The sequence below is a fragment of the Bacillus sp. CHD6a genome (genome assembly GCF_001293645.1).
In the GTDB taxonomy this organism is placed as follows: domain Bacteria; phylum Bacillota; class Bacilli; order Bacillales; family Bacillaceae_I; genus Sutcliffiella_A.
The window spans coordinates 1-12,988 of the sequence record NZ_LBMD01000045.1 but is presented as its reverse complement, the minus strand read 5'-3'; the positions used below and the strand labels follow the sequence as shown (position 1 = coordinate 12,988).

The 12,988-nt window shown below is 42.6% G+C and carries 14 protein-coding genes; 4 read left to right on the top strand and 10 right to left on the bottom strand.

Going from position 1 to position 12,988, the window contains the following annotated elements; genetic code table 11:
- Positions 1 to 494: 494 nt before the first annotated feature.
- A complete protein-coding gene (gene gerQ, locus AAV98_RS19515; protein ID WP_060667186.1) occupies positions 495 to 1,037 on the top strand; it encodes a spore coat protein GerQ in 543 nt (180 codons plus the stop codon).
- A 144-nt stretch (positions 1,038 to 1,181) separates the two neighbouring features.
- Here gerQ and AAV98_RS19510 read toward each other — a convergent pair whose 3' ends face one another.
- The 8 genes from AAV98_RS19510 to AAV98_RS19480 form a co-directional block, all read right to left on the bottom strand.
- Positions 1,182 to 1,550, bottom strand: a complete 369-nt coding sequence (locus AAV98_RS19510; protein WP_060667185.1) for a DUF423 domain-containing protein — start codon at positions 1,548 to 1,550, stop codon at positions 1,182 to 1,184.
- A gap of 202 nt (positions 1,551 to 1,752) precedes the next feature.
- Entirely contained in the window at positions 1,753 to 2,052 is a 300-nt protein-coding gene (locus AAV98_RS19505) for a hypothetical protein (protein ID WP_060667184.1), read from the bottom strand.
- A 151-nt stretch (positions 2,053 to 2,203) separates the two neighbouring features.
- Entirely contained in the window at positions 2,204 to 2,548 is a 345-nt protein-coding gene (locus AAV98_RS19500) for a YwdI family protein (RefSeq protein ID WP_060667183.1), read from the bottom strand.
- 35 nt (positions 2,549 to 2,583) lie between these two features.
- Entirely contained in the window at positions 2,584 to 3,105 is a 522-nt protein-coding gene (locus AAV98_RS19495) for a DUF420 domain-containing protein (protein WP_060667182.1), read from the bottom strand.
- Between the two features lie 12 nt (positions 3,106 to 3,117).
- The gene (locus tag AAV98_RS20105; RefSeq protein ID WP_082380966.1) at positions 3,118 to 3,321 is read right to left on the bottom strand and encodes a hypothetical protein; all 204 of its coding nucleotides are present in this window, start codon (positions 3,319 to 3,321) and stop codon (positions 3,118 to 3,120) included.
- Positions 3,322 to 3,431: 110 nt separating this feature from the next.
- Positions 3,432 to 4,070 (bottom strand): methyl-accepting chemotaxis protein, encoded by a 639-nt coding sequence (locus AAV98_RS20960; RefSeq protein WP_442853694.1) that lies wholly within the window; start codon positions 4,068 to 4,070, stop codon positions 3,432 to 3,434.
- Between the two features lie 1,238 nt (positions 4,071 to 5,308).
- A complete protein-coding gene (locus AAV98_RS19485; protein WP_060667180.1) occupies positions 5,309 to 6,112 on the bottom strand; it encodes an ion transporter in 804 nt (267 codons plus the stop codon).
- 26 nt (positions 6,113 to 6,138) lie between these two features.
- The gene (locus tag AAV98_RS19480; RefSeq protein ID WP_060667179.1) at positions 6,139 to 6,810 is read right to left on the bottom strand and encodes a uracil-DNA glycosylase; all 672 of its coding nucleotides are present in this window, start codon (positions 6,808 to 6,810) and stop codon (positions 6,139 to 6,141) included.
- 351 nt (positions 6,811 to 7,161) lie between these two features.
- Here AAV98_RS19480 and zwf point away from each other — a divergent pair, with 351 nt between their 5' ends.
- Complete coding sequence (gene zwf / locus AAV98_RS19475) at positions 7,162 to 8,643, top strand: glucose-6-phosphate dehydrogenase (protein WP_060667178.1); 1,482 nt, start codon at positions 7,162 to 7,164, stop codon at positions 8,641 to 8,643.
- 57 nt (positions 8,644 to 8,700) lie between these two features.
- The gene (locus AAV98_RS19470; RefSeq protein ID WP_060667177.1) at positions 8,701 to 9,315 is read left to right on the top strand and encodes a cyclase family protein; all 615 of its coding nucleotides are present in this window, start codon (positions 8,701 to 8,703) and stop codon (positions 9,313 to 9,315) included.
- Positions 9,316 to 9,647: 332 nt separating this feature from the next.
- Here AAV98_RS19470 and gndA read toward each other — a convergent pair whose 3' ends face one another.
- Both gndA and AAV98_RS19460 read right to left on the bottom strand, forming a co-directional pair.
- On the bottom strand, positions 9,648 to 11,057 hold the full coding sequence (gene gndA / locus AAV98_RS19465; RefSeq protein WP_060667176.1) for an NADP-dependent phosphogluconate dehydrogenase: 1,410 nt from the start codon (positions 11,055 to 11,057) through the stop codon (positions 9,648 to 9,650).
- Positions 11,058 to 11,196: 139 nt separating this feature from the next.
- Complete coding sequence (locus AAV98_RS19460; protein WP_060667175.1) at positions 11,197 to 11,907, bottom strand: DUF1836 domain-containing protein; 711 nt, start codon at positions 11,905 to 11,907, stop codon at positions 11,197 to 11,199.
- A 102-nt stretch (positions 11,908 to 12,009) separates the two neighbouring features.
- Between AAV98_RS19460 and htpX the strand changes: the two genes are divergently transcribed.
- A complete protein-coding gene (gene htpX / locus AAV98_RS19455; RefSeq protein ID WP_060667174.1) occupies positions 12,010 to 12,891 on the top strand; it encodes a protease HtpX in 882 nt (293 codons plus the stop codon).
- Positions 12,892 to 12,988: the final 97 nt, after the last annotated feature.

Genomic DNA, 12,988 nt, shown 5'->3' with positions numbered 1-12,988 from the left:
TTAGAGATGCCTTCTCTCCTAGCGAAATCTACGGCTCACTTCTTTTTCGGGCGTAGAGACGCCTTCTCTCCTACCGAAATCTACGGCTCACTTCTTTTTCGAGCGTAGAGACGCCTTCTCTCCTACCGAAATTCCCGGTTCACTTCTGTTTCGGGCGTAGAGACGCCTTCTCTCCTACCGAAATCTACGGCTCACTTCTTTTTTGGACGTAGAGACGCCTTCTCTCCTACCGAAATCTACGGCTCACTTCTTTTTCGGGCGTAGAGACGCCTTCTCTCCTACCGAAATTTATAATAACTCACCGCAACAGTCTTACATCTTCCCACCCTACCAACCCCTGTCATATTCCTTCTTAAAAATTCATACAATCAAGTAGTGCGACTTAATCTTTTGAACTATAGCACCCTCTTCAGCCCGAGCGATGGGTATGGGCGTGAAGATGGGCGTTATTTCTCACAATGAAGCAGATAAAAGTTTTGAGGAGGGAATGACAGATGAATCAACAGTTTTCTCAGGCAGCAGGTACCCCTTTTTCAGCGGGATACGGAGCAGATCCTTACTCATCCTATTTCAGAAACTATGGACAGCAGTGGTATGGCGGCGGTGGAGGTGGAGGTTATCCTATGCAACAAATGCAACAACAACCTCAACAACAACAACAAGTTGCCGGCCAGCAAACAGGCATACCATCTTATCCAACACAATTTCAATCTGGTGGCCCACAAGGTGGTCAGGATATTCCCGGCATGTTGCCGCTAGAACAATCCTATATTGAAAATATTCTTCGCTTAAATCGCGGTAAGCTGGCAACTGTGTACATGACGTTTGAGAACAACCGGGAATGGAACGCCAAAATTTTTAAAGGCATTATTGAAGCGGCAGGACGCGATCACATCATCCTGAGTGATCCGCAAACCGGCAAACGTTATCTTCTTCTAATGGTCTACCTAGACTACATTACATTTGATGAAGAACTTGACTACGAATACCCATTCAACAGCGGCGGCCAAGGTCTAACCCAGTATCAACCAAGATAAAGGCAAAGCAAAAGAACAAATAATAAAGGGGTCTGACGATGCTGTGTGTTAACGCATTAACGCACAGCGGGTCAGACCCCTCTTTAACTCTTTACCTCTCTAAAACCTCAACGCAATAACCTAAACCCTTCGTTCAAAACACCTTTATCCTTTCACCGAGGCAACTATGATTAGCACCCATCCAATGAGGAAGGCTACGCCGCCTAGTGGGGTGATGGCTCCTAGTATTTTTACGCCGGATAGGGTAAGGATGTACAGGCTTCCGGAGAATAGGACGATTCCGATAAGGAAGGACCAACCTGCCGAGCTCAATAGGCCTATACTGCTAAAGCGTTCCATTAGAAGCGCCACCACAAAAAGTCCGCCGGCATGGAACATTTGGTAGGTGACTCCTGTTTTCCAGATCTCAATCATTCTCTCGGATACTTTTCCTTCTAGTCCGTGTGCTCCAAATGCCCCAAGAGCCACTGCCAAAAATCCGTTTATTGCTGCAAGGATGATAAATAAATTCATATCAGTTTTCCACCTTTCAAAAGGTCTGTTTTATTTCTTCAATATAATGAATTATATAGTATTAGCTTCTCCTGACCAAGCGGGACACTAAACCGCAACCCGCAATATGATATGTAAGTACACATAATGTTCACTTCTCTCCAAACCAAATAAAAAAACACCCTACCGCTCCAGCAAGCAAAGCGATTAGGGCATTTATTAATTATCTAGAATGAAGATAAATCTGCAGAGCCTGTTTGAGCTCCCGTTCTTTCTTTTCCGTTTGTATATGATAATGATCACCATCTATGTTAGACAAAAAGTCATTATATCCATGTGAATGTAAGAATTCATTGACACTTGTGACGTCTTCTCTAGTGGAGAGCAGATTCTTCTGCCCAACAAAGTCACCATTTACATACACTTCATAACGATCGTGGGAAAGTTTTGTCGACGGGTCGTAATTCGTGCTTACGTACGCCGCCATCAAACCATACATCGATCCGTCTGTACCACCAGGCATGTAAAACACCTCCATTACTTACTGGGGTGTTTATAGTTTAAGTTACCACGCCGTTTTTAGTATGGTAAGTTGTGGGGAGAGAGGAACCCTAAAAACAATAAAACTCCTCTTTAACACTTTAGATAGTTAAAGAGGGGTCTGACCCCTTATCTTAAAAATCAAACAGGGAGTCCCCGTTTGCGTCGTCTTCATTAATAGGTTTGGACGGGGCGTTTGTGATGGTTGGCGGTTGATTGGGCGGCGTGTAGATGGGTGCCGCTTGTTCGAATGATACGGGCGCTCTTTGGATGCTACGAGCCGTTGACACCGCGGCAGGTTGAATTGACGTCCTTGTCGAAGGAAATCTATCCTCTACCACTTCCTCCTCCAAAGCAAGCTCACAAAGAGACTTTATCGCAGCAAGGTGCTCCCGTTTTTTTTGCACATTTCCAGTATCTATGGCCCGCTCCAGTTCCGACTCCAAGCGTGCGAGAACCTTATCCAGCGTTATGCTCATCCTTCTTCCCTCCTTTTTCTCAGATCCAATAATGTTTAATAATACGGCGAAATCATCAAGTACACAATCACACCTGTCAGGCTGACATATAACCATAAAGGCATGGTCCAGCGCGCAATCTTCCGGTGTCGTTCTTTATGCATGCTTAGCCCTGTAGCCAAGGAGTACAACGCCAAAGGTACGATTACGACAGCCAACACGATGTGAGTTAATAATATAAAGAAGTAGATGGAACGAATAATTCCTTCCCCGCCAAATGGAGTGGACTCTGTTAGGGAATGATAGGTCACATAGGTAACTAAAAACAAGGTCGTGGATGAAAATGCCGCCAATATGAATCGGCGATGGATCGTTATATTTTTCTTTTTGATAGCAAGTAGAGCACATACCAAGAAGACAAAAGTAAAGCTGTTAAAAATCGCGTTCATCATCGGCAAAAATGTTAAATCGACGTGTGCTAACCCTTCATATTGAGGAAGGAAAAACAGCACAACTACCAGTGCATTTACCGCGATGGAAATGCCGATGATCCATGGAAGATAATTTATTTTTTTCATAGTGAACTCCTTTTACACATAATACCCGTTCTGGCCGGGTTTTATTGGTGAATCTTTTGCATCAAATTTTAAACAAGGACTTCCGGAAGAGCGAAACACGGCAACGGATGGCAACTGGTTTGTCTTGAAACCGAATGCCCGGCAGCCTTTTGGAAACTTTGCATCCCAGGTGACATAGTAATGCTTGCATTTACTACAATTTATCCGTTTAGTCATGCTGGCCACCCTTCCTCTCTAATCCTTTCTTGTCCAACCTTCATTCTACCATTTTCCATCTTTCCTTAACATAAAAAACCTGCGGAGAATTCGCTCCACAGGCTTTATGTTCACGATTTATTCATGTTTATAGATGCAATGTTGGCAGCCAAATCTTCTGCTGTCTCTTTCACTGTATCTACCGTCCGTCTCATGTTGTTGGATAAGTCAACTTGATGATCTGCAGCCTTGACAACCTCTGCCATTTCCTCTGTTAATTCTGATGAGGATGCAACCAAGTCATTTACTGAATGGACAATTTCATTGACTCCTTGACTGATTTCTTGCATGGTCACAGTAATATGAGTACCCTGCTCTAGCAAAGTCCCGCTGTTAGTGGAAATTTCCTGGAACAGCTTGGCGGATGCTTCATTTTTTTCGTTCGTCTGTTCAATTGTTTCTTTGAAAAGCTGGAATTCTTTCAGGACTTCATTGGTATCTTCTTGGATGCGACCAGTAATGCCGTTAATTTGCTTGGAAAATAGATCTGTTTGGCCGGAAAGCTTTCGGATCTCTTCTGCCACTACAGCAAATCCTTTACCAGCCTCCCCTGCCCTTGCCGCTTCAATGGAGGCATTAAGGGCAAGCAAGTTGGTTTGTGTTGTAATCTCTGTTATTCCTTTGAGGAAGCTGTTGGCTTCATCAATATCCTCTTTTATTTTCGTAAAACGGTCTACGATTGTCTCGGTTTCCTTAGAAGAGTGATGCATGTCTGTCACCATCTGTTTTAATGATTGTGCCCCTCTTTTCGATAGACTCTCCATTGCTTCTAGGTTACGTTTCATTTCATCGACAATGCTGTAAATTTCCTGCGTACTGGCGGAAGCCTGCTCTGTTACGGCAGAAATCGCCGTCGTCCCTTCATACTGCATGGACACTTTTTCCGTTACTTGTTCAGAGCGCTGTTTAATCTCAGCTGACTCTTCTAAATTTTGTTCCGCTGCTACCAAAAGCTCTTTCATGACAAGCTGAAGACGTTGGTTTGCACCAATACTTCCTTGCATTAGTTGATCTATATTTTGCCCCATGGTGGTGAGAGCAGTTTCAATCTGCCCAAACTCATCTTTTCTAAAAGAAGATTGGGGTGCTTCATATAAAAAGTCCCCCTCCTGATAGGCGTTGACTCGACAAAGAACCTGGTTGACCCCCTTGTTGAATGCGCTCCTGAACATTAAGAGCGCAAAAATCGGAACCAATACAAGGATACCAAGCGTCACTAAGGTCCATAACTCGGTTGAAGTTACTTTATCCTGAATGACCTGTCTATTTTCATCATTAAAAGCCTGTAAAAACTGCATGCCACTATCATTGGCACGCTCTATTTGATTTCTTGCTTTTGCAAGGTCCTCCGATGTCGTAATTCGAACGCGATCCATGTTGGCTGCATTCGTAACATCGCTAATGATGTCGAATTGTTTTGACAATGTTTCATGTGAAACAACAAAATACTGCTTCAGCTGACCAAATTCCTCAAATTCCGTAAAATAAGGCTCGAAATCCTGAAGCTTCTTTTCAGTTTGCTCTAGATTCTTCTCAATTTTTTCAACATGCGTTTTGGAGTATCCACTTGATACGACAAAGTACATATCGGCCAATGTGCTTTGATAAGATTGCACCAGTTCAAAATAACTCTCATTGATCTTGGTAATCTCATCTAACTCATTGACACCCTTTTGCACCTGCATGCTATTTACCCAAATAACAATAGATGCAGCCAAGCCTATGCTTCCAATTAATAAAGTTAAAACCAAAAGTTTTTTCCTCATACTACCCATATTACTACCCCCCACACCCTTTTAAATGAAACCGTTTGCACAAATAATCGCTTTCGTTTTCTCTCTTTATTTATATTTCGGCATATAGAGTCTGGGTCTTAAGTATGATTCAAAACTTTTTTATAAAAAATAGGACACGAAGAAATTTTACTAATTCCTTCGTGTCCATGCCTTTATATCTTTTCTTTCTGTTGTAAAAGTTGTTTCAACTGAGCAATCTCGTTTGTAATTTTCGCCAGTTCTTTTTTACTGACCTCTATTTTCTCTTCTTTTACTTCCTCTTCCTTTGCTTCTTGAATGTTGTTCAAGATTTCCCCAACAATCAGGTTCAAAACGATAAATGTTCCAACGAGGATAAAGGAGACGAAATATACCCAAGAAAGTGGGCTTTCAGCAAATATAGGACGGAATACGCCACTTGCCCATGATTCCAATGTTATGACCTGGAACAGAGTTACAAGCGCTAAATGCAACGAACCGAAATATTCTGGTGAAATATCTCCATAAAGCAAGACTCCCAATACCGCGTAGATGTAAAAGACAAGCGATAATAGCATCATAATTGTTCCAAGAGACGGGATTGTTTTTAGAAAAGCTGTCACAAGGCGCTGTAAGGATGGTATTACGGTAATAGCCCGCAAAACCCTTAGGACACGTAAAATTCGGATGGCAGATATAAAATAGGTTCCACTAAAAAAGAGGACCCCCGCGACAATGACAAAATCAAATACATTCCATCTGCTTCGGAAGAAATGATGAATTTTTTTCTCTGCCAGCAACCTTAAAATGATTTCAATGGTAAAAAACCATAAAAAGAACACTTCAAAGCCATGAATCAGTCCTGCATATTCTGATCTTAAATCCGGATATGTCTCTACCCCGATCAAGATAGCGTTCAAGAGGATAACAAACATGACGGCATTCATAAAACTACGGTGTTGGACTATATGTTGGATCGTTTTTTTCCAAGTTTGCATTCTTGCACTTCCTCAATTATTCTTTTTTAAGGCGTCAACCGCCAATTGATTGCATCTTCGCCTAATTCCTCCAGGATGGCATTTACCTTTGAGAATGGTCTGCTGCCAAAAAAACCTTTTCGTGCGGAAAAAGGGCTTGGGTGGGGACTCTTCAGGATGTAGTGATGACTATTTGTAATCAATGCTTCCTTTTGCTCCGCATGTTTACCCCATAGGATGAAGATGATTGGTTTGTCTCGTTTATTCAGAAGCCTGATGACTTCATCGGTAAAAAGTTCCCAGCCCTTTCCTTTATGGGAGTTTGGACTGCTCTCTCTAACCGTCAAAACCGTATTTAATAATAACACACCTTGCTTCGCCCACTCCATCAAAAAGCCATGACTCACAGGCTCTAGACCTTGATCATCATAGAGTTCCTGATAGATATTTTTTAGGGAAGGCGGTATTCGAATGCCCTTCTGCACAGAAAAACTCATACCGTGTGCCTGACCCTTTCCGTGGTACGGGTCTTGCCCTAAAATGACGACTTTTACCTCTTCATAATCTGTTGCCTCAAAGCTTGAGAAGATGGACTTTTTTTCAGGGTAGACGGTTTGGTTGGCATACTCTTCTTCTAGAAAGTCCATCAATTCTTTATAATACTTTTGGGACGATTCCTTTTCCCACCATGTTTTCCAAGTTCCTCTAACATTCTCCACCAGTTTGTCCTCCGTTCATTCCTGTCTTTCTTACTTTATCATATAGAAGAAACAATGAGGCCTTAAAGTTTCTATATGAATGGTTTTGTCCTTCTTTTTTCATACTAACGGTGAGGCCTATTATTCTGAGATTCAACCTCAGATGTGATATAGTGGTTGATAAGTAAATAAGGCTTAATAAAGATTGAATTCCTCCCCCGTAACAGATAAAATAAAATACTTGGGTAGGTTATTTTTTCAATGTTTCATACTTATTTTTGAAATTGTTACATTTTTACATAATTAATCAGCCTAATCAACGGTAATGTTATAACACATATTTTAAAGAATAGTACATAAAGCGAGGTTCTTATGGTGAGTAAAAAAGAAAATCCGACATCTTTAATTGTCATTTTTGGTGCAACAGGAGATCTAGCGAAACGCAAGCTATATCCTTCCATCTACCGTCTTTATAAAAATGGTAGCATCTCTAAAAACTTTGCTGTTGTCGGCGTTGCAAGACGTCCACTCACAAATGAGGAGTTCCGTTCGAATGTGTCTACTTCCGTCAGCAGTGTGGCAAATGGCGACGGAAATGTAGAAGAGTTCAGCTCACACTTCTATTATCATCCTTTTGATGTGACAAGCAGCGAATCTTACCAACAGCTAAAAGGATTATGCGGGGAGCTGGATTCCGACTATGAAACGAACGGTAATAGAATTTTCTATCTTGCGATGGCACCTGAGTTCTTCGGCACGATTGCAACAAACCTAAAGTCAGAAGGCCTGACAGAAACAGATGGCTGGAAGCGCCTTGTTATTGAAAAACCGTTCGGACACAATCTTCCGTCTGCGAAAGATTTGAATGCTGAAATTCGTCAAGCGTTCGATGAATCGGAAATCTATCGTATTGATCATTATCTTGGAAAAGAAATGGTCCAAAATATAGAAGTAATCCGTTTTGCCAACGCCCTTTTCGAGCCACTATGGAATAACCGTTACATCTCCAATATCCAAATCACTTCCAGCGAAGTGCTTGGAGTGGAAGATCGAGGACGTTATTACGAAAATTCTGGTGCCCTAAGAGACATGGTGCAAAACCATATGCTTCAAATGGTTGCGCTCCTTGCGATGGAGCCTCCAATCAAACTGAATCCAGAAGAGATTCGCAGTGAAAAAGTAAAAGTTTTGCGTGCGATGAGAAAGATTGAGCAAGATGATGTGGAGGACTATTTCGTACGAGGTCAATACGGAGCTGGGATTGTGGACGGCAACCAAGTCCAAGGGTACCGTGAGGAAAATTCTGTGGACCCTAATTCCAATACCGAAACATATGTAGCCGGTAAACTGATGATTGACAACTTCCGCTGGGCAGGCGTCCCAATTTATATCCGAACTGGAAAAAGAATGACGGAAAAGTCCACGAAGATTATCGTTCAATTCAAGGATATACCGATGAACTTATACTATAATCGCGGGGAAAAAGTAGATCCTAACCTTCTAGTTATCAACATTCAACCAGAAGAAGGAATCACCTTGCATTTAAATGCCAAAAAATCGGGTAAAGATGTAACAACAACACCTATCAAACTCGATTATACGAACAACTGCATCGATGGTATCAACACACCAGAAGCCTATGAACGTCTCATCTATGACGCAATGCGCGGTGATATGACAAACTTCACCCACTGGGATGAAGTGGCCCTGTCTTGGAGCTTTATCGATGAGATCTCCAAAGCGTGGGAAAACACGAAAGCATTCGACTTTCCTAACTACGAATCAGGTTCCATGGGTCCAAAGCAGGCAGATGGGTTATTGGAAAAAGACGGCTTCCACTGGTGGCCATTGTAAGCACCTGAACGCTCGTTGAACGCTAGTGCTTGAAAATAGAAGGGAGTTTTTTATTACATGAAAGTTTACGACGTATCATCCCCTATTTACACGGGAATGCCAGTATATAAAAATAAACCTGAAAAGCAACCAAAACAAACGACCAACACAAACGGTTATGTCACTGAAACACGCCTGGAGCTGGATGTCCACACAGGAACACACGTAGATGCCCCGCTTCATATGGTAGTGGACGGCGAAACAATCGAAACCTTGCCTTTGGAAAAGCTTGTCGGCCCTTGTAAAGTGTTTGATTTGACTGGGGTGGAGGACCGCATTACGGTAAAGGATATCGAAGGTCTAAACATCCAAAAGGACGATTTCCTGTTATTCAAAACGAAAAACTCCTTTGACGAAGAATTTAATTTTGACTTTGTGTTTGTAGCAGAAGACGCGGCGGCTTATTTGGCTGAAATCGGCGTAAGTGGCGTTGGCGTTGATGCACTTGGCATTGAGCGCAGCCAGGAAGGCCACCCGACACACAAAACGCTATTCGCAAATGGCGTGATCATCATTGAAGGCCTGCGTTTGAAAGATATCGCAGAAGGCGAGTACATCATGTGTGCAGCGCCGTTGAAGCTGAGTGGTGTAGATGCATCCCCAGCACGTATAGTTTTGATGGATATGAAGTAAGATTTAAGTAGAATGACCACTCTGCCTCGGGGAATTCGGGGGCGGGGTGGTTTTTTTGTGGGGATTAGGAGAGTTTTGGGGGTGGTGTACCACAATTATTGCAGGGAATCCCGTTTATCCATTGTAAAATGATTATATCCATTGTAACTGGTCATTTATCCATTGTTAATTCCATATATCCATTGTAAACGGGCATTTATCCATTGTTAATCAAATATATCCATTGTAACCAACTAACCTCCAATTAAAGCCAGTACTCACCCCACAAAAAAACCAACCCACGGCCCCCGCATCTAGCGGGAACCATGGATTGGTTCCATTTCAATCAAACCTTACTTCATCCACTCTGTATGGAAAATTCCTTCTTTGTCCACACGTTGGTAGGTGTGAGCGCCAAAGTAGTCACGCTGCGCTTGGATCAAGTTTGCCGGCAACGTCTCAGAACGGTAGCTGTCATAGTATGCCAACGCGCTTGAGAAGGATGGTACAGGTACACCGTGCTGAATCGCAACGCCAAGAATTTCACGAAGTCCGCCTTGGTAGCTTTCCACGATTTCTTTGAAGTATGGGTCAAGCAATAGGTTTGCAAGTCCCGCCTCACGGTCGTATGCTTCTTTAATTTTTTGTAAGAATTGGGCACGGATGATGCAGCCGCCGCGGAAGATCATTGCGATCTCTCCGTACTTAAGGTCCCACCCGTATTCTTCAGATGCTGCACGCAATTGTGCGAATCCTTGTGCGTAAGAGCAGATTTTACTCATGTAAAGTGCTTTACGCACGCTTTCGATGAACGCTTCCTTGTCACCAGTAAAAGCGACTGCTTCTGGTCCGCGAAGGATGCCGCTAGCTTTCACGCGCTCTTCTTTCATCGCAGAGATAAAGCGTGCGAATACGGATTCTGTGATGATTGGAAGTGGAACGCCAAGGTCTAGCGCGCTCTTACTTGTCCATTTTCCAGTACCTTTTTGACCCGCAGTATCAAGGATAACATCCACAAGCGGTTTGCCTGTTTCGTCGTCCACTTTTGTAAAGATGTCTGCTGTGATTTCAATTAGGTAGCTGTCCAGTTCGCCTTTATTCCACTCTGCAAATACTTCGTGAAGCTCCTGTGCTGATAAACCAAGAACATTTTTCAATAAGTAATATGCTTCACTGATCAATTGCATGTCACCATATTCAATTCCATTATGCACCATTTTCACATAATGTCCTGCACCGTCTGGACCGATGTATGTGCAACAAGCGTCGCCTTCTACTTTTGCAGAGATACTTTTCAAAATATCTTCCACTAGTTCGTATGCTTCTCTTTGTCCGCCAGGCATGATGGAAGGACCTTTCAATGCTCCTTCTTCTCCACCTGATACGCCTGTACCAATGAAGTTCAAGCCAAGCTCGCCAAGTTCTTTGTTGCGTCGGATTGTATCTGTGTAAAGTGTGTTTCCACCGTCAATCAGGATGTCACCTTTATCAAGATACGGTTTTAAGGAATCAATGGTTGCATCTGTTGGTCCGCCTGCTTTTACCATTAGTAAAATTTTTCGTGGGGACTCTAAAGATTGTACGAATTCTTCGATGCTGTATGTACCTTTGAAGTTTCTTCCTTCTGTTTCTTGCAGGAATTCTTCTGTCTTTTCCGGGGAACGGTTGAATACCGAAACGGAATAACCTCTGCTTTCAATGTTCATTGCCAGGTTTTTTCCCATTACCGCTAAACCGATGACGCCGATTTGCTGCTTTGCCATAATATAAAAACTTCCCTTCTTCAAGGTAATTTATTTCGTGATAGTCCGCATTGAAAATACCATACTAAGCCTAGTCAAATCAAGCTTTAAACCTATTATAACCTAACTTCCACAAGTGAAGCGTTTACATGCAATAAACTTATTCTTTTCCGTTTTCTCTCATCACATACCGTTGTGCCCACGCTTTCAAAAAATTAGTTCGAACAGCAAGCGTTGCCACCATCATGGCATCAAAGATCTTCTCTTTACCTTCTAAAGGGAACCCTTCATCATTGTCCAAAAATTGTTCGATTTCCCGTTTGATGTTGCTCTCCGTCAGCAGGTCTGTCTTTTGCATCAATTGCTCGTATAAACGAGCATACCCTTGATAAAACTTCAAAGGACTGATAATATCGTCTTCCCGCTTAACTGGGTTATTAAAAACGGATCCGAGGACCTTTCTTATGGCTTCAAAATCAAGGAGCACTTTAAGGTCTTTTACGATAAAAAGCAATGCGGCTTGCTGAATGGAATATTTTCTTCCAACTTGAGGACCACCGATGTATTCTTTTATCTCGCGCTTCACCCAGTTCTTAAGTGCCGGCTCTGTGTAATGGGCGCTTTCCAATTGATTGCCGAGCCAAACGATATCAGACATCGTTAAACCAACTTCCTCTTTTGCCTTCTTAAAAGAAAGATTTTGAAAACTTTTCGGCATGTCCTGCCCTTTTTCAACAGAAAGGGTTCCTTGTTCCATCTTTCTTAGGAACTCCGCCAAATACATTCTGGTCCACTCTTTTTCCATACCAAACACACCCTCTTCATCCGTCATTCCTGCATTTATAGTAAATTGGCCAGCCGGTTTCGTCAAATAATGTCAGACACTTTCGTTGAAAAGTTAGGCAATTCGTTCTATAATAGAGACAAGCGAGATAGAGGTTCATAAGACCTCAAAACATTCAGGAGGAGAAACATGGCAAAACGTATATTCTTTTTTATCCTTACGAACGTACTTGTCTTAACGACGATTTCCATCATCTTTATGGTGACTGGTGCAGGAAATTATATTAACGAATCAGGCGGAATTGACTTCGGTGCACTTCTAATATTCAGTGCCATCGTTGGTTTCACAGGTTCCTTCATTTCCCTATTGATGTCCCGTTGGATGGCAAAGAAAATGATGAACGTGAAGGTCATCGATCCAGACGGTCCGATGAACACACAAGAGCGTCAAATTGTTGAAATGGTTCACCGCATGTCCCGTGCAGCTGGTATCACCAAAATGCCAGAAGTTGGAATTTACTATTCTCCAGAGGTAAACGCATTTGCTACAGGTCCTTCCAAAAACCGTTCTTTAGTAGCTGTTTCTTCTGGTCTATTAGATGAAATGGACGATGCAGCTGTTGAAGGTGTTATCGCCCATGAGGTTGCCCATATTGCAAATGGTGATATGGTAACGATGACGTTATTGCAAGGTGTTGTGAATACATTCGTTGTATTCTTGGCTCGTATCGCAGCATTCATCGCGTCTCGTTTTGTAAAAGAAGAAATGGCACCAATCGTGCATTTTATTGCGATTATCGTGTTCCAAATTGTTTTCTCGATTCTTGGAAGCATCGTCGTATTTGCCTTCTCCCGTTACCGTGAGTTCCACGCGGACCGTGGAGGCGCAGACCTTGCAGGTAAAGACAAAATGGTACATGCATTGCGTTCCCTTCAGGCTTACACAAACCGTGTAACAGAAGAGAGAGATACTGCGATTGCATCTCTTAAAATCAACGGGAAGAGAAAGAGCTCTTTATTCTCTACTCACCCTGATTTAAATGAGCGTATCCGTCGTTTAGAAGCGAAATAATAAAAGAGGCAGCCGGGATGGTTGCCTCTTTTTTATGTTTCCGTAAAGCCGGTTGATCTCCGTTCCAGGCGCTTCGCTTTCCGCGGGAGGTCGGGAA

Coding starts and splice junctions, on each gene's coding strand:
- zwf (WP_060667178.1), top strand. CDS start 7,162: ATGGTGAGTAAAAAAGAAAATCCGACATCTTTAATTGTCATTTTTGGT.
- AAV98_RS19510 (WP_060667185.1), bottom strand. CDS start 1,550: ATGAATTTATTTATCATCCTTGCAGCAATAAACGGATTTTTGGCAGTG.
- AAV98_RS19500 (WP_060667183.1), bottom strand. CDS start 2,548: ATGAGCATAACGCTGGATAAGGTTCTCGCACGCTTGGAGTCGGAACTG.
- AAV98_RS19485 (WP_060667180.1), bottom strand. CDS start 6,112: ATGCAAACTTGGAAAAAAACGATCCAACATATAGTCCAACACCGTAGT.
- AAV98_RS19470 (WP_060667177.1), top strand. CDS start 8,701: ATGAAAGTTTACGACGTATCATCCCCTATTTACACGGGAATGCCAGTA.
- gerQ (WP_060667186.1), top strand. CDS start 495: ATGAATCAACAGTTTTCTCAGGCAGCAGGTACCCCTTTTTCAGCGGGA.
- htpX (WP_060667174.1), top strand. CDS start 12,010: ATGGCAAAACGTATATTCTTTTTTATCCTTACGAACGTACTTGTCTTA.
- AAV98_RS20960 (WP_442853694.1), bottom strand. CDS start 4,070: ATGCATCACTCTTCTAAGGAAACCGAGACAATCGTAGACCGTTTTACG.
- AAV98_RS20105 (WP_082380966.1), bottom strand. CDS start 3,321: ATGACTAAACGGATAAATTGTAGTAAATGCAAGCATTACTATGTCACC.
- AAV98_RS19495 (WP_060667182.1), bottom strand. CDS start 3,105: ATGAAAAAAATAAATTATCTTCCATGGATCATCGGCATTTCCATCGCG.
- AAV98_RS19505 (WP_060667184.1), bottom strand. CDS start 2,052: ATGCCTGGTGGTACAGACGGATCGATGTATGGTTTGATGGCGGCGTAC.
- gndA (WP_060667176.1), bottom strand. CDS start 11,057: ATGGCAAAGCAGCAAATCGGCGTCATCGGTTTAGCGGTAATGGGAAAA.